This window comes from Acidianus infernus (genome assembly GCF_009729545.1).
Lineage (GTDB): Archaea > Thermoproteota > Thermoprotei_A > Sulfolobales > Sulfolobaceae > Acidianus > Acidianus infernus.
In genome coordinates this window covers 483,957-508,226 of the sequence record NZ_WFIY01000004.1, presented here as the reverse complement: position 1 = coordinate 508,226, position 24,270 = coordinate 483,957, and the positions used below count along the sequence as shown (strand labels likewise).

Genomic DNA, 24,270 nt, shown 5'->3' with positions numbered 1-24,270 from the left:
TCACGAGAAGGAAATATAGAATAATATTATTGAAATGAAAAGTAACAAATAGTCTATTAAATGAAAACCTATTTTTACTAAAGAAGTCCTATTTTTCTTACTCATATACCCCCTTGTTTCTAAGGCTATTGCTAAGTTTCTAGAACCTTTAACTATGTATACAAAAACTGGCAGAATTACGGTCATTAGGCCGTAAAGTTGGTAAAATAGCCTAATTGGGAACGGTTTTCCGTAACCTAACCCCCTTAATATGGTCATTTTATATGAGGTCTCCATATTTCGTAAGGCTTGAGGAATTACTTTTACAAAAACTGAAAATATTAATGTTATTGCTAGCGGTATTCTAAGTTCAGAAAAAGCTCTAATTACTTCTGACGTATTAGTAGTTGAAATAAAAACAAAGCCTAAAAGCGTTATATATAACGTCGGCGAATATAGAGAAAACAAAATACCATGAAACAGGGAAGAATAAGTTACTATAGTAGAATATCCAAAAATTCTTGCAATTTCACATGACCAAGTGTAGATTGTACTTCCATAGCTATAGAACGAATTAATCTCCACCCATGCTGTAATAAGCAAATATGCTCCTACATAGTAAGCCAAGCATTTAATTTTATTCCTTAAAACTAAAAAGATTGCAGAAAGCAACAAAAGAGGGAAAGCAAATAACAGCTCTACGTTATTTAAGCTAAAAATTGTATAAAATCCTCTGGTTAAAAATACAAATAATCCTATCTCAAATATTATCTTACTTATAGGATTAATAACAACTTTTCTTTTCTCGTATTTAACTATTTCAGCCAAACCACCATAACCAAGTTTTATCATTAAAAATATTGTAACAAAATAAACTAGTGGTAATAAGAGATACTGTATGCAAATCACAACTCAGTTTAGGCAGAATAAGGTTAAATATTTTATGAAAATCTTTGGTGGTAAGATTTATTAGTTAGATGTCAAAAAGTTTGTATCCGAACCAAAATGGAGAGGAAGAAAATATTAGCTTTAACTAATACGAGCATAGGAATTTTCATGGCTTTTGCCAATTATAATATGATAATAATCGCCTTACCTGCTATATTTAAAGGCTTGAACTTTAATCCAACAAGTCCGGACTCTTTAGGATACTTAATTTGGGTTATCTTGGGTTATATGGTTGTTACTGCGTCGCTAGTAGTTACCTTTGGAAGAATTTCTGACTTAAAAGGTAGAGCAAGGTTTTATACAATAGGTTTTCTAATATTCGCAATAGCTTCCGCGCTATTGGCGTCTATTACTTCTACTGGCAATTTAGGAGTACTGGAAATGATAATCTTTAGATTACTGCAGGGAGTAGGAGGTGGATTATTAATGGTAAACAGTACTGCTGTGCTTACTGACTACTTTGATAGGAATGAGCTAGGAAAGGCTTTAGGATTAAATCAAGTTGCAGGATTAATTGGAGGAGTAGCAGGTCTAATAATAGGCGGTGTTTTATCAATTTATAATTGGAGGTACATCTTCGTTTTCAGCGCCGTTGTAGGAATTATAGGAACTATTTGGTCAGCATTAACTCTTAAGGATGTTCAAAAACCTATAAGAAGATCAATAGACGTAGTTGGAAATACATTATTTGCACTAGGTATTACGATTCTTCTAATTTCAGTGACTTACGGACTTTTACCTTATAATAATCAACCTCTAGGCTGGGGCAATCCTTGGGTTATTGCTGGAATAGTGGTTTCAATTGGGCTAATAAGTTCTTTTGTCTTTGTGGAGAGAAAAGTTAAAGATCCTATGTTTGACCTTTCCTTGTTTAAGAATAAAGATTTCTCTACTTCTAATACTGCTAACATGATAGCATCATTGGCTAGACAAGGAATTCTATTAATGCTCCTAGTCTTATTACAAGGTATTTGGTTGCCTTTACATGGAGTGCCTTACTGCGACACTCCGTTTTGGGCTGGAATCTATTTAATACCTAATGTTTTAGGATTTGCAGTGTTTGGTCCAATTAGTGGAATACTCTCAGATAAATATGGAGGAAAAATACTTACAAGCATTGGTTTAACAATTAGCGGTATAGGTTTCCTCTTACTGACATTATTACCTTACAATTTTAACTTATACGAATTCTTTGCAATAACTTTTATTCAAGGTGCAGGGATGGGATTATTTACTGCCCCTAACACTGCAGATATGATGGCTTCAGTACCCATTAATAAAAGAGGTTCTGCATCCGGAATGAGGGCAGCTCTTCAAAATACTGCCTCAGCTTTCAGCGTAGTATTTTACTTTAGCATATTAATTTCAGCAATGACAGGAAGTTTGGATTCCTCAATATCTTCTGCATTATCCTCATATGGAATTCACGTTAACGCAAATATCCCTGCCTCGGTTGTAATATTCTCTGTACTATTAGGTTATGATCCTTTATCAGCATTTTCCTCGTCTCTTCAGCATTCGATAGCAGTAAAGATTGATAATCCCCAATTCTTCGTGGAGACTATTGCCCCTTCGTTTATGAGTTCACTAAGGTTAACACTTTATATTTCCGCCGGATTACTTTTCATGTCAGCATTAATTTCCGCATTTAGAGAGAGTGGTAGAGTTGGAAGATTGGGAAATAATACTCAAGGGGAACAGAAAGCTGAGAGAGCTATTACAAAAGGAAGCTGAAAAGAGAGGGCTTTCCTATACTGAAGTTTCCACTCTGTATTTTTTAAAGAGTGGAGAAAAGAACGTTAGTAGCTTGGCAGAATTTGTAGGAGTGAATAAATCAACAATGGTTGAAATTCTTGATAGATTAGAAAGTGAAGGAATGATAACCAGAAGTAGAGATGAAAAAGATAGGAGAGTTGTTTTAGTTAAAATAACTCAAAAAGGGTTTGAAGAACTTGAGAACGTTAGACAAGCGTATAAGAATTTAATAAATGACATTCTATCAAGATCTGAAGGTAACATTATAAAATTCTTCCAGATAGTCATAGAAGAAGTATCTTTAAAGGAGAAAGCAAGCAATGCCCAAAAATGAATTTATATACCTAGCTACAGTGATTTTTACTCTAACTTTTGCTATTAGGGCCTCAAACAATATGTTAATTACAACTATTCCGCTAATTTCCGCTTATATCTTTCATTTCTCCTCAGTTTTAATTGGAGTACTTTCATCAATTCTTTCAATATCATCTTTTATTTCAAGCTTTTTTGTTAACTCAAGGTTAGATAACTTAAGGAGGAGAGAATTATTTTTAATATCCTCAGCTACTTATGCAGTAGTTTTTCCATTATTTTTCGTTGCTAACTGTATTTTAGTCTTTATCTTATCTTTTATAGCAGGGTTTTCATTGGGAATTCTGTTTCCTAATATTATTACGTTATCAGGATCATTAGACGATAGAAAAATGAGCGAGAGAATGTTAGCATTATATACTACGGCGTTAAGTCTTTCCTTAATAATAAGCCCAGGGCTAGAATCTTTAATACTTCAAAGATTTAGTTTAAGGGAAGCATTTCTATTCTTTTCCTTTTTAGCTTTTCTAGTTTTATTTATTTCATTAAAGGTTAGATACCCAGAATCTCATGAAAGGAGAGAAATAAGTGCTAAGGCTAGAGAAATTTTATTCTCTCCTAGATTCCTCGCTCCGTTCTTTAACAATTTGATGTACGATATTCCTTTTGCATTTATAGAAGTTTTTGGCGGAATATACGCTATAGAATATTTTAATGCCAGCTATTCTATGGCGACGTTTTTGTTTACTCTCTATTTTTTAACATCGTTTATAGGTAGGGTCTTATTCACCTTAAGAGCTCCACGTAACGTATTTAGGATAATACTCTTAAACGTAGCTCTCAGTGTTATAGGACTGTTTCTAGCTTTCATCTCTTTCAACGTTATTCTTTATATTATTTCCCTACTTATTTTAGGCATACCTCACGGTTTGACTTATCCGTCTTCATTGGTAATCATTAGGAGGAACTTTAAAGATGAAGAAAGAAGTGCAGCAAATAGTTACTTTACTGGAATACTCATGGGCTTAGGTGGAATAGTTCCAATAATAATGGGAGGAATTGTAAGCTTAATAGGGATAAGATTATCTTTTCTAGTATTAACTATTGTAGTTCTAGTTTTCTTCTCCTTATTTTTCATTAAACAAAGAGAAATTAAAAATAAGGATTCTTCTTAGCCATTTCATTAAGAGTATTAAATAATTTTTCATCAATGTTAATTTCATTTCCGCTACTTTTTAATAATTTATCACCTCTATCGCCGGGCAATGAACCCAGAATTTTTCTCATCAATTCTATTCCGTGATTTTCCTCCTCAGTAAATTTAGGGTTAATAACTATTAGTACTTCGCCCTTATTTGGAGGATTTTCAGTATTTAATACTCCTTTAACCTCAGGACCTACAGCACTTCCTGTTAAGAATGAGGTAAGGAGTTCTAGCGTTAACATTAAATAGAATCCTTTTACTCCACCTAAAGGTAGTAAACCTCCTTTTAAAGCCTCTGTAGGGTCAGTTGTTATTTCTCCTCTCTCATTTACTGCGACTCCATAAGGAATTTTTTCTCCTTTTCTTTGTGCCTCTATTATTTTACCTCTTGCAGTTAGGGATAAGGCCATGTCTAAGACAACTGGTGGGTTAGAAGGAATTGATATACTTAAAGGAGTTGTTGAAAGTAGCTTTTCAGCTTTCCCAGGAAAAACTACCGCTGGCTCTGCGTTTCCAAACATTATTGCTGAATAACCTTTTTCAGCTAATTTTCTAGTATAATAACCAAGGAAACCTATGTGAGAAGCATTCCTTACGGCCACGATACTTATAGGTTCTTTAAACTCCAGTTCGTTAATTATTTTATTCCACAGCACAATCCCAATACTCCTTCTAGCATCTATCAGTAGAGAAGAAGAAGTAGATTTCAATATTTTGTAATTTAACTTCCTTTCTATAGTTCCTAATTCTATACCTTTAACTAGAGGAATTACTCTTTGTACACCGTGAGAAGAATGCCCCCTTAATTCAGCCTCTATAAAATGTTCAGCTATTACACTCGAGTCTTCAACTCCTCGCTTATCTAGTATATGAATAATGATTTCCTTTAACTCATTTATGGGAATTTTCATTTGCTTAAAACTTTGTATTTTCTTTTATAAGCTTGGATTGTTCTAAGAATATTTATATAAAAACTTAAAATTCTTTCTCATATTTAGAAAGATAATTTTATTAGATAATTTTCGTAAGTTTTATTATGAAAAAATATTTTACTGTAAAGGAGACATCATTTTGTCCCACAAACTACGGTATCTTTGAGTGCAAAATAAAGGAAGATGGAGATAAAAAAGAGATATGCAGTTTAATAGCTTGTTGTAGAATAGAGTTAAGTACACAAATAGATAAATTTTAGGTAAGACGAATTATTTTTCCTGATAATACTTTTTGTACAAAATTGTTTGAATGTTAATTAAGGTAACCTAACCAAATTCTTAATAGAGTTAACTTTAAATAATTTAGGCTAACCCTAATTTTTTAGGGTTCCCCAAATGAGCGCAAATGTTCCTAGGCTTAAAAAAGGAGTAGTCGGAACTTTAGAGGCGATAGCTCAAGAGATAGCTGCAATGGCACCTGCCTGTGACACGGTAGCTTTCATTACTTCCGCAGCAGCTTTCGCTTTCGTTCTAACACCTCTAGCTTTTCTATTAGCAATGATTACTATGTTCATTGAAGTTAACACTCTTTATCATCTTTCCAAGAGGCATGCAAGTGCTGGAGGCTATTACGGTTACGTTGCTACAGCTTTTGGTTCATTTCCAGCAATAATAACGGGATTAATGTATCCAGTTTATCAAATAGCTAGCACTGCAGCAATACCAGTTTATGTAGCAGGAATTGTATTGCCTGGCGTATTACATTATTTCTGGGGTATAACTTTACCAGGATGGGTATGGATAGCTTTCATAACTTTCTTCATTCTCTTCCCAATATTCCTAGCTATGATAGGAATTAGACCGCAAATGAAATACATTAGATATGCAGCATTAACTGAGGTAGCCTTCCTTGCAATAACCTCGCTAATAATAATATTGAAGGCTCCAGACAATACAATAAACGTGTTTAATCCATTTGCCTGGAATTCAGTATATGGTTCTCACTGGAATACAATGGGAGGACCTCTGACAGGTTTAGGATTAGGAATGATATTCGGTTTAACAAGCTTTATCGGCTATGGAGGCTCAGCTCCATTAGGAGAAGAGGCAAAAAGCAGCAGAGCAATAACTAAGGCATTAATGCTAGGAGTATTCGTAGTAGGTGTCGTTTTAACTGAAGTCGCTTACGCTTTGACAGTAGGATGGGGAATTAATAATATGGTTTCATTTGCTTGCTGCGGAATTCCAGGAATAGTAGTTTATACGGAATATCTAGGTATCGCTGGGGGTCTTTTATTAGCATTATTTGCATTTAATTCAGCATTCTCAGACAGCGTAGCTATGCAGTCAAATGCTGGAAGAGTGTACTTTGCTATGGGCAGAGATGGCATATTACCAAAGTTCTTCTCATATGTACATCCTAAGTGGGTTACTCCGACTAAGTCTTTGCTCTTTGTAGGAATTTCCGCTAGTATATTAGCCTTAGCATCAGGGTTTATAGTAGGGTACTTCGCTGGAACTTCTCCATCACAGCTTATATATTGCCCGGCTACATCTAAGCCAGTATTCTGTGCACTTAGTGAAACGTTCGATTATCTAACAACTATAGCACTTGTAGGGTTTATGGTAGCTCACTTCATAAATAACACTGCAGTTATGGTGTTATTTGCAAGGCTAAAAGAAAGACATTATGGAATAAATAGAATAATTCACCCATTCTTGCATTACATTTTACCAGCAATAGCAACAATAATCTTTGCTTTCGTACTTTACAAGTCAATATGGCCACCAGAATTCCCAGTAACTCAAGCAGTTATAACGGGAGCTTCCGTGCTAATATTCTCTATAATATACACGGCCTGGATAAGAGTAAAAAGACCAGAGACTTATAGAATAGCTGGAAAGACTGTAAATATTGTTGAAGAAGAAAGGAGAGAACAAGCTAAAGTATAACCTTTTTTTGATTGAAAGTATTTATTTTTTAATAGTTTTTCTCTCTAATGGATATTTCACGAAAATTTTCGGGGTAACATTCTTTTTATAGCTAATCTAATCTATTTCTCGGTGAAATAGTTGGGAATAGATCCGAACTATCGTACGTCCAGACAAGTAGTAGGTGAACATCAAGGCCACAAGGTTTATGGTCCAGTAGATCCACCTAAAGTTTTAGGAATACATGGAACAATAGTTGGAGTAGACTTCGACTTATGCATTGCCGACGGCTCTTGTATAACTGCTTGCCCAGTAAACGTATTCCAATGGTATGACACTCCAGGACATCCTGCATCAGAAAAGAAGGCTGATCCAATAAACGAACAAGCTTGCATATTCTGTATGGCCTGCGTAAACGTTTGTCCAGTTGCTGCAATAGACGTTAAACCACCGTAAGCGTTTTTATTTTCTTATATAAAAACCACTAAATCATTTTTATTGCATAAATAAATATTTTATACTAACTCTCTAATTTCTTAAGTTTCTTTTTATTGTATTTGGATATTTCTTAGATACCTTTCATGTCTCTACGGACCTTTTAGATTGAAACTATTCTTAATTTGAAGAAAAACTTATTTAAGAAAAGCTTTTAAACATTTAATACTAAATTATTTTAGTGATAAAATGAACTTAAAAGGAACTAAAACTGCCGAAAATTTAAAGACAGGCTTTATAGGTGAATCAATGGCAAATAGACGTTACTTATATTTTGCAAAGAAGGCTGATGAAGAAGGATATCCAGATATTGCTGCAGTTTTTAGGAGTATAGCTGAAGGAGAAACTGCTCACGCTTTTGGACATTTAGATTTCATAAGACAAGGAGGCTTAACTGATCCTGCAACCGATAAGCCGATAAAGACTCTTGAAGATATGATACAATCTGCCATAGCTGGAGAAACTTACGAATTTACTCAAATGTATCCTGGTTTTGCAAAACAAGCAAGGGAAGAAGGTTTTGAAGAAATTGCAGAATGGTTTGAAACTTTAGCCAGAGCAGAGAAAAGTCATGCTGAAAGATATAAGCAACTATTAGCTCTACTACAAGGTAAGCAGTAATGTATTCATTAGATCCTGAAGATACTTCATTTTTTGATTCTTCCAAACTTAAGTCGGAATTTGTAAGGCAAGCTTCCGTATGTCATGGATGTAGATTATGCTTTAATTATTGTTTCGTTTTCCCTAAGCTGTTTTCTATTACAGATAAGAAAGGCCCGAAAGAGTTGACCTTAGAGGATTTATTCTCCATAGTACCGGACTGTTTTCACTGTAAGATGTGCTATAATAATTGTCCTTACACACCTCCTCACGAATTCAACATGGACTTTGCTCATTTAATGGATTGGGCTTGGTTATATTATAAGCAAAAGACTGGATTATCATTAAGAGACTATTTATTTGAGGCTGTAAATGTTCCGTTTAAGAAAATTGTAAGTAAAATTTATCCATATACTAAAGGATTTCTAGGAATAAAAGAAGACGCTCCAATGCCACAGATGTCAGATAAGGGCTTTAAACCTAGGGTTGGGAAGATAGAGAATCCGGTAGCTAAAGTTATACTTTTCCACACTTGTCTAATTGAGAATTTTTATCCAGATTTAGGTCAAGACGTTATAGAAGTTTACAATAAGTTAGGAATTGAAGTAAAGCTAGCTAACTTCCTTTGTTGCGGTGCTCCGATGCTGGACGTTGGTGACGCTAAGATGCTAAAGAAAGTAGCAGAGTTTAATTCATCTATACTTGAGAATTTTATTAAGCAAGGTTATGACGTAGTTTCTCCAATACCTACATGTTCATTGATGATTGAGGAATATAAGAACGTAATAAATAAGGAGATTAAGGTCTACGATGCTATGGAATACCTTTTAAAATTAAATAGGGAAGGAAAAATTAAACTTCCAAGAAGTTTTAATAAAACAGTGCTTTATCATACCCCTTGCCATCTTAAGTACTTGAAAATTGGCTTACCGGGAGTAGCAATTATGAGATCTTTGGGAGCTAAAGTGGAAATAGCTGATAAAGGATGTTCTGGAATTGATGGAGGCTGGGGGTTAAGGAATTATGATAAAGCTAAGATTATAGGGAAAAAGATGATGGAGGTTTTTTCTCAAAGCAAGGCAGAAGTTTTTGTCACTGAGTGTCCATTAGCAGGTTTGCAAATCTTCAAGGCTTCTGGCAAAAGGCCCCTTCATCCTATTCAAGTTTTAAAGGAGGCGTTAAGTATTGGTTAGCATTACGATTAAAGACGTGTTACCATGGAGAGAATACGAGAAAATTAGAATGAATGAGATAAGGAAAATATCTGAAATAAAAAAGAGTAGAAGAGTAGAACTAGGAGATAGATTATCATTACTCTTTGAAAATAAGGATACTGTACTACATCAAATTCAGGAAATGATTTATCTTGATAGGTTGGAAAAAGAAAATGATATAGAGGAAGTAATAAGAATTTATTCTAGTTTACTTCCCGGAAATGGAAAAATAAAAGCTACTCTTTACATTTATGCATATTCTATGAATGACTTAATTAATGTCTATAAAACTTTAAATAAAGTATATAATTCTGTTTTTCTGAAAATAGGATCTAAACTTATTCAAGGAGAACCAGAGGCAGGAAGAGAACAAGGCGAATCTTTCAGCACTGTGCAATATTTAACATTTGATCTTCAAGGAGAGAGATCTACAAATATGGAAATCCACGTTCTTCACGAGAATTATAAGGTTACTGCTAAAATTCCGGAGGAGTTAGCTAAGAAGCTTCTCAAAGAAGCATACGACGAATCCTAAAATTTGTGTAATCAGTTTGCAATCTCTTGTAATTACAAAAGGAGGCAAAGCCTCACTGATGGATAGCCCAAGACGTTAATGACGCTCCTCTCCAGCTCGAGTGAGGGGCAAGCAGCATGAAAGTTCCCCACTCTTCCAATGGTAGTTCTTTGAGCTACCCGAATTGATGGTTGGCTAAACTTTAAGTCTAACTTTACACTCAAGGAGGGTCTACACCCCAGTCAGATCTGACTAATATGCCTTAAAGGAGGTCAGATAAATATTGCACTAGCGTATTGTTGACCATAATATAAATATTTTTATTTTTTACTGTGAGATATTTTATGTGTTAATCATAAACGATTCTAGATTTGTTGGTAAGTATGTTGCTATTGATTCCAACGATAGGATTATTGGTTATGCTGATACTAGGGAAGAGTTAGTTAAAAATCTGGAACAAAAAGGTTATAAAATTCACGAATATTCAATACTTTACATTCCATCACAGTTCAAATTGCATATAGAGTATTCTAAGGTCTGTGATGAGGAATTGCCTTTAATGAATTTGAAAATAAATTGTAATTCTAACTCTTTTAGGGCAATTGCTACTTTTGGAAACACTAATTTGATTAATAAAGAAATTGCAGAATTTTGCGGAATTTATGAGGAAGGAGAAATAGAGGTAGAAATTGGTATAATAAAAAAGAAAATCAAAGTTAAAGTTGCTGATTTAAATAAAGTAGATTTACCAATAGTGCCAGGTCTTATTTTAAGTCCTACTAATTTTATAGTTTGCTTTTACGATAATTACTTTGAAATAAGTGACTAAAAATGATAGTATTAGATTCTAGATTTGTTGGTAAGTATGTTGCTATTGATTCCAACGATAGGATTATTGGTTATGCTGATACTAGGGAAGAGTTAGTTAAAAATCTGGAACAAAAAGGTTATAAAATTCACGAATACGCTATAATTTATGTCAAAGGAGAGAAAAAATACTGATATTCTTGTATTTCCTTTTTCAGAAATATTTGGGAATAAAGTTCCTTTAATCGATATTTTTGTTGAGTGCCCATCCATAGGTTCAATGGTTAAAATGAAGGGCCTAATAGATACCGGAAGCAGATATACTTTGTTAGATAAAGAGAAAGCGTTGTACTGCTTTAATGATCTAGATTCAAGGTATCACGATTTAGCAGTTATTAATGGTGCATTAACAAAAAGATATTTAATAAAGATAAAATTGGGGAGTTCGGAACTAGACGTTCCAGTTTCCTTATTCTCATTACAGAGCTTAAGTTTACCAGTAGTCCCAGAAATAATATTGGGTCGAGAAGATTTCCTAGAAAAGTTTATCGTAACTCTATATAAAAGCCATTTTATAACTATATACCTAGATTAATAATAATATAGAAATTTATTAATATAAACAAAAGCTCTGCTTGCGTGTTTTGGGGCAATCTAATTTTTCGTAAATCCAGGGACTATTGAAGATCAATAATTAATTCTCCTCCTTCTATAATATTATTATGAAACGGAAAAACCTTATAATTCTTGCAGTAGTAGTAGCTTTTGTCGTACTATTTACATTACCTTACATTTTATATCCCTTTGAAGTACCGTTAGACTCTTTCTTTAAAGTAAGTAATGAAGATCTAGCAAAACCAGGCTACGTTTGTATTATATTTATAAGCTGGTACGGATGTCCTTTTGGAGCTGCTGATAGTTGGGTTTTATACTCCTTTCTTTCTCACTACGGTAAGATAGTGTACAATTTCTCTTATTCTGATCCACAAGACGTTTATCCTAATATCCCAGCAATAATATTCAAGGAATTTTATCCTAACTCTTCAGTGTTGTTTCGTTTTGTATACCTTTATAATAGATATCTTAATGCAACAGCTTGTTGTAAAGTTGTAAGCAACTACGTAAGCTTTGGACTCTCTAAGATTTCTTCATGTTTTCCACAATACTGTCCATTAGTAAAAGAATACGTAATTAATAAGTGGGCTCAAGGAGGTTATTTCCAATCTGCAGCATATATGGGCAATCCACCTCATATACCTACTACAATAATTATCTCAAGTTCTAAAGGAACATACATGTTAATAGGGTATATCTATAATCCTTCTTGCATTTCTGGTATGACACCTAGTTACATTCTATCTCATCTAAATTCTCTTTCATTTATACAAAATGGAATAGAAAAAATCGAAAATTTAATTTAAATATATTTTTCAGTCTCTTCTACGTCTTTCTTATCAGCTTCTCTATACGTTAACCACCAGGCATAGCCTTTAAATTGCTGTAATCGAAGTTTGCTTTCTTTCACTGTTCTTGGCGGAGGATTAAGTAAGTTATCTCCTATTATCTCGTTCTTAGGCCAATTAGCAGGTACCACTGCACCAGTTCTGTCAACTATTTGTAAAGCCTTTATTGACCTAAGTATTTCGTTAATGTTTCTTCCTATTTCAAGCGGATAATACATGATCAATCTTATAGTTCCCTTATCGTCAACAATAAATACCGCCCTTACTGCGGCTGTAGAAGATTCTGCGTGTATCATTCCTAACCTTTTAGCAACGTTACCCATAGGATCTGCAATTATTGGGAAAGGTACTTCGACCTTAAGGTTTTGCTCTATCCAATTAACCCATTCTATGTGGCTTATGTTACTATCTACAGAAAGTCCTATAAGTTCGGTATTCAGCTTTTTGAATTCTTCATATTTCTTTGCAAAAGACACGAATTCAGTAGTACATACTGGCGTAAAATCTCCAGGATGGCTGAAAAGTACAAACCATTTTCCTTTATACGCATCTGGCAATTTTATCTTTCCATGAGTTGTATCTACTTCCATTTCTGGGAATTTTTCACCGATTAACGGTATTCTATATGCTTCCGACATGTTCTCTAATATAATATAGACTTAGTACTATTTAAAACTATCTATTAAATTAGTTTTCCTTTTAACTTATAGTTACTCCAACTTAGTAATAGTTTGTATATTTTTAGCGTTAATTTATAAATGTATGATGAGTGTATAAAGTATGGGTTACAAAAGTAGGCTTTATCATTTAAGAAGTAGGGCTTTGTTTAATAGATATTATTTTATAATTTCAAGGCGTTATATTATGAAATGGGCTAGAAGGCATAGGTGAATTACCTCCCTAGAAACTTATTTTATTGTTTAGTAAGACATGAGTGATAGCTAAAATTTATTATAAGATAATTCTAGAATCATGGCTAAAGATGTGCTCGGTATATTAGGAGATTATGAGCCAAAAGGCAAGACTATTAAAGGTGTTGGAAAATTCATATTATGGGGACTTGATGACCCATTTCATATAACTACAGTATCTGGCGCATTAATCTATGGCGTAGGTAAAATTATAGAGAGTAGGAGTCCTTACGGAATAAGAAGAGCTAAAATGGATTTAGCAGAGATAAAAAGGCAAATGAGAGAACTTATTCTAGATATAAGTTCCTTAAGAGTTTGAACTTTTTGTTTAAAACTGTTTCTGCATTCGCTGTCTTAACAAAAAATATATTCATGTTTATGCACTTATTATTGTGCTTTATGTAATAGTAATATTAAGTTCGTTAGTATCTGCCTGGAGTATATATAATTCATTCTTAGCAATTGTAGGAATTAGATGGAATCCAAAAGAATATAAAAATCCATCTGGCGTATCTTTTTCCTTAATTATTCCGGCAAAAAACGAGGAAAAAGTTCTTGGAAGACTATTAGATAGATTGGAAAACCAAGAATACGATAGATCTAAGTATGAGATAATCGTAGTGGAAGACGGATCTACTGATAAGACCCTAGAGGTTTGTAATTCCTATAAGTTAATGTATGATAATATTTCATGCATTCATTTAGAAAGTAATACTAGAAGAGTAATTAACGGAAAAAGTAGAGCATTAAATTATGCATTAAGAATAGCTAAAGGCGAAATAATCGGAATTTTTGACGCGGATACTGTGCCAAGGTTGGATACTTTAGCTTATGCCTCAGTCAAATTTGAAGATCCTAAAGTAGCAGGAGTTCAAGGTAGACTAGTTCCAATAAACGTTAGGGAAAGTGCAATAGCGAGATTTGCTTCTCTTGAAGAATTATTTTATGAATACTCAATAAGCGGAAGAGCTAGGCTAGGCTTCTTTGTTCCGTTAGAGGGCACTTGCTCTTTCATAAGAAAATCTGTACTAGAAGGTTTAGGCGGATGGAACGAGAACTCTTTAACTGAAGACCTTGATCTCAGTCTGAAAATAATATCCAGCGGTTACAAGATAATTTATTCTCCATCTATCGTAGCTTGGAGAGAAGTGCCAGTTAGCTTAAGAATGCTAATAAAACAGAGGCTTAGATGGTACAGAGGGCATTTTGAAGTAAGTCTCAAGGTAGAGAAGGTAAAATTTGATTGGAGGGTAATAGATGCAATATTAATTGTAGCAACTCCAGTTTTTATGGTATTAAATCTAGTGAACTACTCTTTAGTTCTCCTATATCCATCAGAAATTTACATAGTCGTTGTTAGTTTAATTTCATTTGCATCTTTTCTATCATTATTACTGGGAATAATGATTTCAAGAAAGCATATGATAGAAGAGTTTTATCCAATATTATCTTTCATTTACATGAATCTCGTAGTAATCCTTAATTTAATAGCAATCTCTCTAGAACTTTTAAGAATGCCTAAGAAATGGATTAAGACTGAAAGAACTGGAAATATAACGGTGAGGATTCACGATAGTTGAATTCCTAGCAAAAAAGAGGGTAGAAGATTACTTATCTCATCAAAGAGAAAAAGATACTTTTTACGTTACAGATCTGGTAAGATGTCCATTAAAACTAGTTTACGAAGAGAAATTCAGGGAATTAGCAATAGCAGAGGTTTACAATCCTTCAACACTTATGGGGGAATTAATACATATGGGTTTAGAGACCTTTAATGAAATTGAAGGCTATAAAGTGATTTCAGAGGTTGAAGGAGAAAAGGAAGTAAATTTAGGAGAAAAGGTTGTAAAAATAAAAGGTAGGGCAGATATTATTTTACAGAAGGGCGAGGAAAAAATTATAGTAGAAATAAAGAGTGCCAGAGGAGACAAAGGATTGCCTCATAAGCATCACTTAATGCAGCTTCAAGCTTATTTATGGTTATTTGGAGCTAAGAAGGGAATTCTATTTTATGTTACACCAGAAAGGTTCACAGAATTTACTGTGGATAAGCCATTAGATGAGGCTACAATAATTAAGTTAGTCCAAGAAAATATTTCGTTAAGTCCTTCACCGCGTTTTGCTTGGGAATGCGAATATTGCGTGTTCTCAATAGTTTGCCCTAATAAGAAGTAGAAAAGGTTAAGAATTATAACGAATCTTTTAACTCGTGATAAGACCGGTAGTAATGACTATTGCAGGAAGCGACTCAGGAGGAGGAGCAGGGCTACAAGCTGATTTAAAGACTTTTACGTCTCTCGGAGTTTTCGGCACGGTTATTGTTACTGGTCTAACTGCCCAGAATACTTTTGAAGTAACCAGAGTAATGGAAGTTCCTCCTGATTTTATTGAGGCGCAATTTGACGCCGTAATGAAGGACCTAAATCCTAGATACGCTAAAACCGGAATGTTAGCTTCAACAAAAGTGATCGAGACAGTAAAAAAGAAGGTGGAAGAGTATAAGATCAATCTTATTTTAGATCCAGTAATGGTTGCGAAATCGGGAGCTTCGCTAGTAACGGAAGACGTAGTTTCATCTATAAAATTATTGATGAGAGATTCATTGATTATTACTCCTAACAAGTTTGAGGCTGAGAAACTTATAGGCAAGAAAATAGAGAGCGAAGAGGGGTTAAAGAAATCGGCTAGGGAACTATACGAGAAATATTCAGTTAATGTAGTAGTAAAGGGCGGTTCTCAATTTGGTCTAGATTATGCAATAATAGATGGTGAAGAATTGGAGCTTAAAGGGGAGAAAATAGAGACTAATAATACTCACGGTAGTGGAGATGTATTTTCTGCCTCAATAACTGCTTATTTAGCTAAAGGCTTCAAGTTAAAGGATGCCGTTAAGAAAGCGAGGGAATTTACAACCTTTGCTATAAAATATTCTTTAGACTTAGGCAAAGGTCACGGTCCTGTGGATCCATTTGCGTATCCCGAAGCTCTAATAGAAAAGGAGATTGCTAGAGAGGAATTGGAAGATTTACTCTATTTTATTGAAAAGAAAGAAGAAAAGACTTTCAAGGATTTAATTAGTGAGAACGATAAATCAAACGTTGGTTATTTAACAAAGTACGGAGATTTTGTAACTCTTGCTGGTGGAATAATTAGATATCTTGATTGGTTAAAGATTGATGGTCCTCTTCTAGTTAATTGGAAGAAAAATGACATATATGAAGCTCTAAAAAGGAGTGGTAAAAAAATAGGTGTAATTATCTCTCCTAATGATAAGATTCTATCACTTGCAGAAGAAAATAAGATAAAATTATCAGAAAGCGGAATAAACTCAGATGCCATAACTATTAATGGCAAAATAATTTTGGTTGCGGATAGTGTAGAAGAATTAAAGAAGAAAATAGAGGGATTAAAGTAAATGATTTACGTAGTTGGAAGTTATAATACTGATTACATAATAAGAGTTGAAGAATTCCCAGCAGTAGGAGAAACAATTTTTGCAAAGGAAATAATAGTATCTCATGGAGGTAAAGGTTCAAATCAGGCAGTTTCTGCAGCAAGATTAGGGTCTAAAGTGAGGTTAATTGTCGCCGTAGGTAATGATGAGAGAGGTAAAGATGCTCTCAGATTTTGGAAAGAGGAAGGAGTAGATACTTCTGGAGTAAAAATTAAAAATACCTACACGGGTTCTGCTTACATTTTAGTTAATAAAAGAGGGGAAACAATGATAGTAGTTAACAGAGGCGCAAACTATGAACTTAATGAAGACGACGTAGAGCTTGACGATGGAATACTTTTAACACAAATGGAGATTAGAGAAAATGTAGTTAAGAAAGCCTTACAGAGATTTGAAGGAATAAGAATACTAAATCCCGCGCCTGCAAATATTTCTGATTATTCTATACTGAATTACGTCGATATTTTAACTCCTAATGAAATCGAATTTAAGGAGTTGACAAGCGCAGACGATATTGAATACGGTCTTAATATCTTACTTAAGAAAGTAAAGATGGCAGTAATAGTAACCCTAGGCGAAAGAGGTGCATTGATTGCAACTAAAGATAAAAGAGTTCTAATTTCTGCCCCAAAAGTTAAGGCTATAGATACTACTGGTGCAGGAGATGTTTTTAATGCAGCTTTAGCCCATTCCTTAGAAAAAGGCGAGGATTTAGAGTCGGCAGTAGAATTCGCAAATATTATTGCCTCCTATTCAGTAACTAAAATAGGTGCAATAGGACCAAAGTGGGAAGAGGTGAGGGAATTTGTCGAAAAGGAAAAGAGAAATGAAAAAGATAGAAGGAGAGAAGAAGAAAGAAGAAATTGAAGGATATTGTTCTTTACCCGAGGATATTAGCCAAAGAGACGATATTTAAGCTCATGGTCGTTAAGATAGATTTTTAGTTTTTAATATTCTACCTAAACGCGTGTATATAGTTTACTCAGATAAATATAAAGAACATTACTCCTCAATGCATCATGTTGAAAATCCAGATAGATTAACTAGAGCTTTAAGTTCATTAAAAGGAGAGAAAATAGTTGAACCCATCAAAGTTGAAGATCCTCAAATTGTTCACTCTGAAGATTATGTTGAGAAAATAAGGAATATTAAAGGGGAGAAATGGATCGATGCTGACACTTACGCTAATGATAAAACCTATGAGACCGCCCTGTATGCCTTAGGCGGAGCATTAAAAGCCTTTGAATTACAAGGCTTTGCACTAGTTAGACCTCCGGGACATCATGCAGGCAAAAATGGGAGAGCATTTAATGCCCCAACTTTAGGTTTTTGTATTTTTAATAATGTAGCTTACGTAGTTAGGAAAAAGGCGTTGAAACATGTTGCAATAATAGATTTTGATGTTCATTATGGTAATGGAACTCAGGAAATTTTTTATGATGACCCAGAAGTCCTTCATATAGATATTCATCAAGATCCTAAAACTATATTTCCCGGCACTGGATTCCCAGAAATGGTGGGTAAAGGAGAGGCAGAAGGGACTAAGGTTAATCTTCTCATTCCTCCTAGAGGTTCAGATGATCTTTATGAGGAATTATTTCCATTAATTCAAAGTATTCTTGAGGATTTTAAACCTGCATATATAATTTTCTCTGCAGGTTTTGATGGATTTAAAGGTGATGGACTAGCTTCCCTTAATTTGACAGAATACACTTTTTACAATTTAGGTTCCTTAGGTAAAGGCAAGTATTCTGCCGGAGTATTAGAAGGAGGCTACGGCATAGGACTAGAGAGAGGTCTTCCAGCATTTATAAAAGGATTGAAAGGAGAAATAGCTGACTATGCCGAAGAGAAATCTCCTGATTCAGTGAAATCAAGATTCTTTGATTATCTTGAAAAAGAGAAGGAGATATTAAGAAACTATTGGAAGATTTAGCATGTATAATAACATTTTAACGCAAGGTTATATGCAGCATTGAAGTCTCTGTCTGCCTTATATCCGCAAGATGGACAAACAAATATTGAGCCTAATACTTCTCCTTTTTTATACCCACACCTAGAACAGATTTTTGACGTACCTCTGGGATCTAATCTCCTAACTTTCATTCCGCGTTTGAATAATTCCTCTTCTAATATCTCTTGTATAGCCCTTAAACCTTTACCAACCTTAGCTTCATAAAGCCTAAGATCTTCTATCGCTATAACTTTAGGTTTCAACTCCTCCAGGAATTTTACAGTCTCAATTACCGGTTTTCTAACTCTTTCCCTTATGTCGTTTAAATATACTAAGCCTTGAGATTCTCCTAAATACTTGGAAAAAATATCGAGCATCTTTTTGTCTCCCACGTATTTTACTTTATATAGTTTACCATGGTTAACTATCGCAACTATGGTAAAGAGATGTCTTATTCCTAAATCTATGCCTACTATTGGACTCTCTTCCTCATAAGCTAAAAGTACTTTTATTCCTTGAGAAAAATCGACTATTGCATAAACTGGATTACCTTCCTTAGTAGGTTTAACTATTGCTCCTATTTCTTTTATTTTTATCACATTTCCTGCAATTATTAAACTAAGAGGTCCAATTCTCCTTCCGCTGAATGGTAATGCTCGTAGAGATTGAGGTGGAGGAGGATCTATTCCGCCTGTCTTTTTCAATATTGACTTATAATTTTCATAGTATAGAATATCACTATATATTTCTTTTAATCTACCAAAATCTACGATTTGAGCCTCAACTAACTCTTCCGGCATAAATAAAAATATATAAAAACTTACTTATGAAACAACTTATACTATGACATGTAAAAAATTGTTTTATTTTAATAATTGAAGAACTCTTGTGTTAACCCTTGAGGATATTCTTCTAAAGATTTTGCAACGTCTAAAGGATTGTCAAGGCTTGAGAACTGAGCTATTTGAGTTTCCTTTCCATTCTCTATCTTATATACTATTATTTCTTTCACCGAATTTATTGGTATATATCTGAAGGCAATTTCGTAACCGTTAGCAGGTCTCTCATAAATTCTGAATCCTTTTTCGTCAAGATATCTTCTTTCTAAATTCTCTAATTCAAGCGCCATGTTCTAATATTTCTTTTCAAAGTTTTAAGTCTGAGTATCTAAAGTTAAAACAATCATTATAAATATATTATATCTCCATAAACAAGTTCATTATCAGCATTACCGAGATAATATTTTATTGTTGATGAAAATACATAATTTCTCCAAGTATAAAGCTTAAAGTATTCTTCAGAAGCATCTAATGCTTCCTTTTTATTATAATAATAGCCAATTTGAATTAGTGGACCTTCACCTTCAGAGTAAGAAAGCAAAGCAGAATTAAGGCTAGTTGAGTATTCCTTTAGGCTATTAAATGTGAATCTAAAAGATTCCTTAACGTCGTTAGATTTACCAATTCCTTCAGCAATCTTTAATAAAAACATATAACTATCCGTGTAAGGTAAGGAAGGATTTTCAAATGTATTACGCAATATTGAGCCGTTATGTGCAAAATACAAATCATAAACTCCAGCCCTTATATGGTAAGGATGTGCATGAGCTAGTCCTTGTAAAAATTTCTTACCAGCCTTTCTGGCATGAATTATTCCCATTATTTCTTCGCCTTTAATTGAAGTAAGAGTAGAGAGATCATCTTGAAATATTGGTTCTGGAGACCTATAATATAAGCTTCTCCAGATTCCATTCTTCTTTATAAAAATGATAAAGCCCCAACCATCTGGGTGAGATTTATATGGAGAAAAAGGGTCGTATCTTGCAGAATTTACGAAAGCTTTAAGCACTTCTCCATTAATCTTCTCTCTATCCTTAAATGCTAATAATCTACACATTCCAAATCAACCCATCGAAGGCTAAAATAAAATCGCCCAAGTTAGAATACTTATCTTCAATTTGTGAAGGTATATGGGTTATTATAATTCTCTTCTTATTAAAGATCTCCTTAAGCTTTGGCAACGGTGTATGACCATAAATTTCGCAACCTTCTATGCATGTTGCCTCGTGTATTATTAAATCTGCATCCTTACTTTCCTCAATAATTCCTTCACACGGTTCAGACGTATCGCCAGAATAAACTATTTTCTTTTCACCGTTAGTTACTACGTATGCTACTGCGTATATTGCGTGGCAAGCTTCAACGGAATAAACTTCAAGATTCCCTATTTTAGCTTTAGGCAGATTGCTTTCATAAACTTCTGCAGAAATATTATTCCCAATATCCTTGTAAGTATTCAAGAGCTTAGAAAATCCTGGAGGAGAATATATTTTCACGTCGTTCATTCTTCTTATTTTTCTCTGTACTAAATAGTCGAAAATTCCGTTAATATGATCTATATGAAGATGAGTGAGAAATACTGAATTAATATCAGGAAATCCAAGATCTTCTAAGTTTGAGTTAGCACCGTTACCCATGTCAAGGATTATACTATCTCCTCCTTCTGAAATCATTATGGAAGACTTGGCTCTCCTTGAACCAACGGTTGAACCAGATCCAGTACCTAGAAATGTTATTTTCATCATTAGATGTAATGACTACTCACTTATATTCTTAGAAACAAAAAAGGGAATTATGGATAGAATAAGAAAGCTTCAGAACATGATGAAAGACAGAGGAATAGATTATGTAATTATAGGACCTACAAGTAACATGTTCTATTTAACAAACTTTAGTGAGGAACAAATGGAAAGACCTTTATTCTTTGTGGTAAGTGAGGGGCACTCATATTTTCTAGCTCCAAAACTTTATGAAGAACAACTTTCAAAGTATAATTTTGAAATAATCTCTTATGCAGATGGAGAAGATCCATATTCAAAAATGGATTTAAATACTAACTCCATCATTGCAATAGATGATCAATTATGGTCAGTTTTTACTATAAATTTAATTAGAAAATTCAATCCAAGTAATCTAATTCCTGCTTCTACTCTTTTAAAAGAATTAAGAATGAGGAAGGACAAGGAAGAAATAAATATAATGGAAGAAGGGTTGAAGATCGCAGAAAATAGCTTTTTACAATTTCTTAACAATATTAAGGAAGGTAGTTCTGAATGTAAACTTGCGGATAGGTTAGAAGAAATATTTAAGGAGAATGGTGCAGACGGAGTATCATTCAAGACTATACTTACCTCTGGGCCCAATACATCAATGCCTCACTTAAGGTGTACTGATAGGAAAGTAAGGAGAGGCGATGTAATAATAGTAGACTTTGGGATAAAATATAGAGGATATTGTACAGATACTACGAGAGTTGTCTCATTAGGAAATCCTTCTGATGAAGTTAAGAAAATCCATGAAATAGTACTCAATGCTCAGGAATCTGCTGAAAAAGCAAAGAATGGAATGAAAGGTAAAGAAATAGATTCAATAGCTAGAGGAATAATCGCAAAAGCAGGTTATTCTCAATTCTTCATTCATAGAACTGGACACGGTATAGGAATAGATGTTCATGAGGATCCTTATATCTCGCAAGACAGTGAACAAATAATAGAACAAAATATGACGTTTACCATAGAGCCAGGAATATATTTACCCGGTAAGTTTGGGATAAGAATAGAAGACATGGTTGTAATGGGAGAAAAAGAAGCAAGACCTTTAAACAAACTTGAAAAAGAGATTTACGTCATTTGAATAGCTTTTTTAAGAATACTAACTCCTTCTTTTATCTCTTCTTCGTTCGACATTGTTATGCTTAGCCTTGCCATTGTATCTCCGCCTCTTAAGAAAAACGGTTTAGCGGGCACAAAGCTTAAGCCTAGCTGTATTGCATTATTAAATACTTTCCAGCTATCTTTTTCTAGGTCTAAAAGTAAGAAGAAGCCGCACTTTGGATCATTAAACTTTGTTAGTCCATGATCAATAAGAGAGTCTTTCAGTATCTTCATTTTCCTTGAATAATACTCATATAATTCTTTCATTCTTCTCATTACTATTCCTTTCCTAATTAGCCTTGCAACTACATATTGGTTTACAGTTGACGTTGAAAAGTCTAATTGTTCTAATAAAGAGATCTTCTCAGCAATTTCCTTATTAGCTAGAATAAATCCTATCCTTAAACCTGGAGCAAGAATTTTACTAAAAGAGCTAATGTAAATTACCCTTCCGTTTTTATCAAAATACTTTATAGGCTTAGGAACGCATCCAGCTATAGGCCTATAAGGATCATCCTCTAAAACGTAAAAGTTGTATTTTTCAGCCAATTCTACAATATACTTTCTCCTTTCCTCATCTAAGTTAACTCCTGCAGGATTATGACAGTTAGGAATTACGTAAAGTAAATTTATTTTAACAATCTTAAGAAATTCCTCAAGTTCATCTACCTTAATTCCCTTATCGTCTAAATCTATTGGAATGGCCACTGACGACCTAAGTTTAATTGCATTGAAAGTTTCTATAAACGTCGGATTTTCAACTGCTATTACGTCATTTTCTAGAAAGTATTTTCCTAATAATTCCATTGCGTGTTGAGCTCCACTTGTAATTACTATTTCGTCTTCTCCTTTACTTAATCCTAGAAATTGAAGATAATGCTCTTCAATTTCCTTCTTTAACTCTTCTTGTCCACCCGCTCCAGGATAAAAAAGTGATTTTACGTCCTCTAAAACTTCGTTATATGCTTCTCTTATTTCGCTAATTGGAATAACCCTTGGATCTGGTGAACCGCTAGCTAAATTTATCTTAGCCTTTTTGGCAAGTTGAGAAGCTAATTCTACTGGAGAGATTTCTATTTCCTTTCCTATTCTCGAGACCATATGCCTTTCACTTCTATTTCCTTTCCTATACCTTTTTTCTTAGCTTTTTCATAAAGGACTTTCATAACAGCAACGTCCTCTAATCCAATTCCAGTAGACTTGAATATAGAGATATCATCATCTTTCTTTTTCTCTACTTTTCCTGCTATAACTGAAGACAACGTAACGAGTTTACTTTCATCCAGCATTCCCATCTTTTTAGCTAAAATTAGATCTCCTGCTTCTTCTAATGCTTGTTCAACATCCTCAACTACTATAATCGATGAGGCTTTTATTAGTTCTGGAAAAGCCTCGACTCTTTCTGGAATATTAGAACCCATAAGATTAATATGCATTCCTTTTCTCACGTAATCGAGTTTGATAAACGGATCTTTAGATGAGGTTATCGAGGTAATAACTTCAGAATTAAGAAACACATCCTTATATGATCCTGCTACTTTAACTTTTATTCCTTCAGAACTAAGTATCCTAAGTGCTTTATTTATTCTTTCTTGAGTTCTAGAGATAACTATTGGTTCTATTTTCTTGAGCTCATAAAATGCTTCGACTTGGGCTAAGCCTTGCTTTCCTAATCCAATAATACCTACTGTGTCGTATTTTATTTGAATATAATCTGACGCCAAAACTGATAAACTTCCAGTTCGTATTTGGCTTAATCTATCTGCTTCAGCTATCATCAAAAGCTCTCCAGAGGTTGAAAAGAGAAGAGAAACAAAATTACCCTTTATAAAAGTTTTGATGCCAAGATATCCTTGCAATCCTCCTGCTTGGCAAGTTAACGTAGAGCCGGAAATCGAAGTTCTCATTCGTTTAGAATTTACGCCCGCTTTGCTTTCCAAAGCAATAAAAGCTTCTTTTAATGCAACGTAAGCATCTTCAAATTTTAATAAACTAGATACATCTTTTTCTGTAAGTAATAGGGCCAATTTTCCCTAATAAAATCTGCCCAAGCGCTTAAAAGTACTACTATTCAAAAAACTTAC

At 33.9% G+C, this 24,270-nt stretch carries 28 protein-coding genes; 19 read left to right on the top strand and 9 right to left on the bottom strand.

Annotation, left to right across the window (positions count from 1 at the left end; all coding sequences use genetic code 11):
* Positions 1 to 888 (bottom strand): CbiQ family ECF transporter T component, encoded by an 888-nt coding sequence (locus D1867_RS03030; RefSeq protein WP_155862754.1) that lies wholly within the window; start codon positions 886 to 888, stop codon positions 1 to 3.
* Between the two features lie 96 nt (positions 889 to 984).
* Between D1867_RS03030 and D1867_RS03025 the strand changes: the two genes are divergently transcribed.
* From D1867_RS03025 to D1867_RS03015, 3 genes are read left to right on the top strand one after another with little or no spacing between them, the layout of a single operon-like run.
* A complete protein-coding gene (locus D1867_RS03025; RefSeq protein ID WP_155862753.1) occupies positions 985 to 2,661 on the top strand; it encodes an MFS transporter in 1,677 nt (558 codons plus the stop codon).
* Positions 2,594 to 3,016 carry a MarR family winged helix-turn-helix transcriptional regulator gene (locus D1867_RS03020; RefSeq protein ID WP_155862752.1) on the top strand — a complete coding sequence of 141 codons (423 nt, stop codon included), beginning with the start codon at positions 2,594 to 2,596 and terminating at the stop codon, positions 3,014 to 3,016. The genes D1867_RS03025 and D1867_RS03020 overlap by 68 nt, the downstream gene beginning before the upstream one ends.
* Positions 3,003 to 4,169: an MFS transporter gene (locus D1867_RS03015; protein ID WP_155862751.1), complete on the top strand. Its 1,167-nt coding sequence runs from the start codon at positions 3,003 to 3,005 to the stop codon at positions 4,167 to 4,169. Before D1867_RS03020 ends, D1867_RS03015 begins: the two co-directional genes overlap by 14 nt.
* Here D1867_RS03015 and D1867_RS03010 read toward each other — a convergent pair.
* A complete protein-coding gene (locus D1867_RS03010; RefSeq protein WP_155862750.1) occupies positions 4,147 to 5,109 on the bottom strand; it encodes an Ldh family oxidoreductase in 963 nt (320 codons plus the stop codon). The two genes, D1867_RS03015 and D1867_RS03010, sit on opposite strands and share 23 nt — an antisense overlap.
* Positions 5,110 to 5,526: 417 nt before the next feature.
* Between D1867_RS03010 and D1867_RS03005 the strand changes: the two genes are divergently transcribed.
* The 9 genes from D1867_RS03005 (at position 5,527) to D1867_RS02970 (ending at position 12,113) form a co-directional block, all read left to right on the top strand.
* Complete coding sequence (locus tag D1867_RS03005; protein ID WP_155862749.1) at positions 5,527 to 7,083, top strand: APC family permease; 1,557 nt, start codon at positions 5,527 to 5,529, stop codon at positions 7,081 to 7,083.
* A 120-nt stretch (positions 7,084 to 7,203) separates the two neighbouring features.
* Positions 7,204 to 7,518, top strand: coding sequence for a zinc-containing ferredoxin Zfx1 (zfx1, locus tag D1867_RS03000; protein WP_013775843.1), 315 nt, complete (start codon positions 7,204 to 7,206; stop codon positions 7,516 to 7,518).
* A 228-nt stretch (positions 7,519 to 7,746) separates the two neighbouring features.
* Positions 7,747 to 8,178, top strand: a complete 432-nt coding sequence (locus tag D1867_RS02995) for a rubrerythrin family protein (protein ID WP_155862748.1) — start codon at positions 7,747 to 7,749, stop codon at positions 8,176 to 8,178.
* Positions 8,178 to 9,350, top strand: a complete 1,173-nt coding sequence (locus tag D1867_RS02990) for a heterodisulfide reductase-related iron-sulfur binding cluster (RefSeq protein WP_155862747.1) — start codon at positions 8,178 to 8,180, stop codon at positions 9,348 to 9,350. Before D1867_RS02995 ends, D1867_RS02990 begins: the two co-directional genes overlap by 1 nt.
* Positions 9,343 to 9,906: a DUF3501 family protein gene (locus D1867_RS02985; RefSeq protein WP_155862746.1), complete on the top strand. Its 564-nt coding sequence runs from the start codon at positions 9,343 to 9,345 to the stop codon at positions 9,904 to 9,906. Before D1867_RS02990 ends, D1867_RS02985 begins: the two co-directional genes overlap by 8 nt.
* A gap of 325 nt (positions 9,907 to 10,231) precedes the next feature.
* Positions 10,232 to 10,714, top strand: coding sequence for a DUF5678 domain-containing protein (locus D1867_RS02980; protein WP_155862745.1), 483 nt, complete (start codon positions 10,232 to 10,234; stop codon positions 10,712 to 10,714).
* A gap of 2 nt (positions 10,715 to 10,716) precedes the next feature.
* On the top strand, positions 10,717 to 10,887 hold the full coding sequence (locus D1867_RS12195) for a DUF5678 domain-containing protein (RefSeq protein ID WP_170283897.1): 171 nt from the start codon (positions 10,717 to 10,719) through the stop codon (positions 10,885 to 10,887).
* The gene (locus tag D1867_RS02975; protein WP_155862744.1) at positions 10,862 to 11,287 is read left to right on the top strand and encodes a hypothetical protein; all 426 of its coding nucleotides are present in this window, start codon (positions 10,862 to 10,864) and stop codon (positions 11,285 to 11,287) included. The genes D1867_RS12195 and D1867_RS02975 overlap by 26 nt, the downstream gene beginning before the upstream one ends.
* 127 nt (positions 11,288 to 11,414) lie before the next feature.
* Positions 11,415 to 12,113 carry a DUF929 domain-containing protein gene (locus D1867_RS02970; RefSeq protein ID WP_155862743.1) on the top strand — a complete coding sequence of 233 codons (699 nt, stop codon included), beginning with the start codon at positions 11,415 to 11,417 and terminating at the stop codon, positions 12,111 to 12,113.
* Here the strand turns inward: D1867_RS02970 and D1867_RS02965 are convergent.
* Complete coding sequence (locus D1867_RS02965) at positions 12,110 to 12,793, bottom strand: peroxiredoxin (protein ID WP_155862742.1); 684 nt, start codon at positions 12,791 to 12,793, stop codon at positions 12,110 to 12,112. The two genes, D1867_RS02970 and D1867_RS02965, sit on opposite strands and share 4 nt — an antisense overlap.
* Positions 12,794 to 13,127: 334 nt before the next feature.
* Between D1867_RS02965 and D1867_RS02960 the strand changes: the two genes are divergently transcribed.
* The 6 genes from D1867_RS02960 (at position 13,128) to D1867_RS02935 (ending at position 18,456) form a co-directional block, all read left to right on the top strand.
* A complete protein-coding gene (locus D1867_RS02960) occupies positions 13,128 to 13,385 on the top strand; it encodes a hypothetical protein (protein WP_155862741.1) in 258 nt (85 codons plus the stop codon).
* 70 nt (positions 13,386 to 13,455) lie between these two features.
* Entirely contained in the window at positions 13,456 to 14,646 is a 1,191-nt protein-coding gene (locus D1867_RS02955) for a glycosyltransferase family 2 protein (RefSeq protein ID WP_338078088.1), read from the top strand.
* Positions 14,639 to 15,241 carry a CRISPR-associated protein Cas4 gene (gene cas4 / locus D1867_RS02950; RefSeq protein ID WP_338078087.1) on the top strand — a complete coding sequence of 201 codons (603 nt, stop codon included), beginning with the start codon at positions 14,639 to 14,641 and terminating at the stop codon, positions 15,239 to 15,241. Before D1867_RS02955 ends, cas4 begins: the two co-directional genes overlap by 8 nt.
* Positions 15,242 to 15,293: 52 nt before the next feature.
* Entirely contained in the window at positions 15,294 to 16,481 is a 1,188-nt protein-coding gene (thiD, locus tag D1867_RS02945) for a bifunctional hydroxymethylpyrimidine kinase/phosphomethylpyrimidine kinase (protein ID WP_155864375.1), read from the top strand.
* Complete coding sequence (locus D1867_RS02940) at positions 16,482 to 17,387, top strand: PfkB family carbohydrate kinase (RefSeq protein ID WP_155862739.1); 906 nt, start codon at positions 16,482 to 16,484, stop codon at positions 17,385 to 17,387.
* 145 nt (positions 17,388 to 17,532) lie between these two features.
* Complete coding sequence (locus D1867_RS02935; RefSeq protein WP_155864374.1) at positions 17,533 to 18,456, top strand: histone deacetylase family protein; 924 nt, start codon at positions 17,533 to 17,535, stop codon at positions 18,454 to 18,456.
* On the opposite strand, the gene D1867_RS02930 is transcribed toward D1867_RS02935, so the two are convergent.
* The 4 genes from D1867_RS02930 to D1867_RS02915 form a co-directional block, all read right to left on the bottom strand.
* Positions 18,453 to 19,274, bottom strand: coding sequence for a zinc ribbon domain-containing protein (locus D1867_RS02930; RefSeq protein WP_155862738.1), 822 nt, complete (start codon positions 19,272 to 19,274; stop codon positions 18,453 to 18,455). The two genes, D1867_RS02935 and D1867_RS02930, sit on opposite strands and share 4 nt — an antisense overlap.
* Before the next feature lie 68 nt (positions 19,275 to 19,342).
* Positions 19,343 to 19,603 (bottom strand): hypothetical protein, encoded by a 261-nt coding sequence (locus D1867_RS02925; RefSeq protein ID WP_155862737.1) that lies wholly within the window; start codon positions 19,601 to 19,603, stop codon positions 19,343 to 19,345.
* A gap of 56 nt (positions 19,604 to 19,659) precedes the next feature.
* The gene (locus D1867_RS02920; RefSeq protein ID WP_155862736.1) at positions 19,660 to 20,370 is read right to left on the bottom strand and encodes a class II glutamine amidotransferase; all 711 of its coding nucleotides are present in this window, start codon (positions 20,368 to 20,370) and stop codon (positions 19,660 to 19,662) included.
* Positions 20,363 to 21,055 carry an MBL fold metallo-hydrolase gene (locus D1867_RS02915; RefSeq protein ID WP_155862735.1) on the bottom strand — a complete coding sequence of 231 codons (693 nt, stop codon included), beginning with the start codon at positions 21,053 to 21,055 and terminating at the stop codon, positions 20,363 to 20,365. The genes D1867_RS02920 and D1867_RS02915 overlap by 8 nt, the downstream gene beginning before the upstream one ends.
* Positions 21,056 to 21,107: 52 nt before the next feature.
* Here D1867_RS02915 and D1867_RS02910 point away from each other — a divergent pair, with 52 nt between their 5' ends.
* Complete coding sequence (locus tag D1867_RS02910) at positions 21,108 to 22,166, top strand: M24 family metallopeptidase (protein ID WP_155862734.1); 1,059 nt, start codon at positions 21,108 to 21,110, stop codon at positions 22,164 to 22,166.
* Here the strand turns inward: D1867_RS02910 and D1867_RS02905 are convergent.
* On the bottom strand, positions 22,154 to 23,287 hold the full coding sequence (locus tag D1867_RS02905) for an aminotransferase-like domain-containing protein (RefSeq protein ID WP_155862733.1): 1,134 nt from the start codon (positions 23,285 to 23,287) through the stop codon (positions 22,154 to 22,156). The two genes, D1867_RS02910 and D1867_RS02905, sit on opposite strands and share 13 nt — an antisense overlap.
* Positions 23,272 to 24,213, bottom strand: a complete 942-nt coding sequence (locus D1867_RS02900; RefSeq protein WP_155862732.1) for an ornithine cyclodeaminase family protein — start codon at positions 24,211 to 24,213, stop codon at positions 23,272 to 23,274. Before D1867_RS02900 ends, D1867_RS02905 begins: the two co-directional genes overlap by 16 nt.
* Positions 24,214 to 24,270 lie beyond the last annotated feature (57 nt).

What these genes read in the sequence shown, in the direction of transcription:
- D1867_RS03025 (WP_155862753.1), top strand. Translation starts at nt 985, where the DNA reads ATGGAGAGGAAGAAAATATTAGCTTTAACTAATACGAGCATAGGAATT.
- D1867_RS03015 (WP_155862751.1), top strand. Translation starts at nt 3,003, where the DNA reads ATGCCCAAAAATGAATTTATATACCTAGCTACAGTGATTTTTACTCTA.
- D1867_RS03010 (WP_155862750.1), bottom strand. Translation starts at nt 5,109, where the DNA reads ATGAAAATTCCCATAAATGAGTTAAAGGAAATCATTATTCATATACTA.
- D1867_RS03005 (WP_155862749.1), top strand. Translation starts at nt 5,527, where the DNA reads ATGAGCGCAAATGTTCCTAGGCTTAAAAAAGGAGTAGTCGGAACTTTA.
- D1867_RS02995 (WP_155862748.1), top strand. Translation starts at nt 7,747, where the DNA reads ATGAACTTAAAAGGAACTAAAACTGCCGAAAATTTAAAGACAGGCTTT.
- D1867_RS02990 (WP_155862747.1), top strand. Translation starts at nt 8,178, where the DNA reads ATGTATTCATTAGATCCTGAAGATACTTCATTTTTTGATTCTTCCAAA.
- D1867_RS12195 (WP_170283897.1), top strand. Translation starts at nt 10,717, where the DNA reads ATGATAGTATTAGATTCTAGATTTGTTGGTAAGTATGTTGCTATTGAT.
- D1867_RS02975 (WP_155862744.1), top strand. Translation starts at nt 10,862, where the DNA reads ATGTCAAAGGAGAGAAAAAATACTGATATTCTTGTATTTCCTTTTTCA.
- D1867_RS02970 (WP_155862743.1), top strand. Translation starts at nt 11,415, where the DNA reads ATGAAACGGAAAAACCTTATAATTCTTGCAGTAGTAGTAGCTTTTGTC.
- D1867_RS02965 (WP_155862742.1), bottom strand. Translation starts at nt 12,793, where the DNA reads ATGTCGGAAGCATATAGAATACCGTTAATCGGTGAAAAATTCCCAGAA.
- D1867_RS02960 (WP_155862741.1), top strand. Translation starts at nt 13,128, where the DNA reads ATGGCTAAAGATGTGCTCGGTATATTAGGAGATTATGAGCCAAAAGGC.
- thiD (WP_155864375.1), top strand. Translation starts at nt 15,294, where the DNA reads ATGACTATTGCAGGAAGCGACTCAGGAGGAGGAGCAGGGCTACAAGCT.
- D1867_RS02940 (WP_155862739.1), top strand. Translation starts at nt 16,482, where the DNA reads ATGATTTACGTAGTTGGAAGTTATAATACTGATTACATAATAAGAGTT.
- D1867_RS02935 (WP_155864374.1), top strand. Translation starts at nt 17,533, where the DNA reads ATGCATCATGTTGAAAATCCAGATAGATTAACTAGAGCTTTAAGTTCA.
- D1867_RS02930 (WP_155862738.1), bottom strand. Translation starts at nt 19,274, where the DNA reads ATGCCGGAAGAGTTAGTTGAGGCTCAAATCGTAGATTTTGGTAGATTA.
- D1867_RS02925 (WP_155862737.1), bottom strand. Translation starts at nt 19,603, where the DNA reads ATGGCGCTTGAATTAGAGAATTTAGAAAGAAGATATCTTGACGAAAAA.
- D1867_RS02920 (WP_155862736.1), bottom strand. Translation starts at nt 20,370, where the DNA reads ATGTGTAGATTATTAGCATTTAAGGATAGAGAGAAGATTAATGGAGAA.
- D1867_RS02915 (WP_155862735.1), bottom strand. Translation starts at nt 21,055, where the DNA reads ATGAAAATAACATTTCTAGGTACTGGATCTGGTTCAACCGTTGGTTCA.
- D1867_RS02910 (WP_155862734.1), top strand. Translation starts at nt 21,108, where the DNA reads ATGGATAGAATAAGAAAGCTTCAGAACATGATGAAAGACAGAGGAATA.
- D1867_RS02905 (WP_155862733.1), bottom strand. Translation starts at nt 23,287, where the DNA reads ATGGTCTCGAGAATAGGAAAGGAAATAGAAATCTCTCCAGTAGAATTA.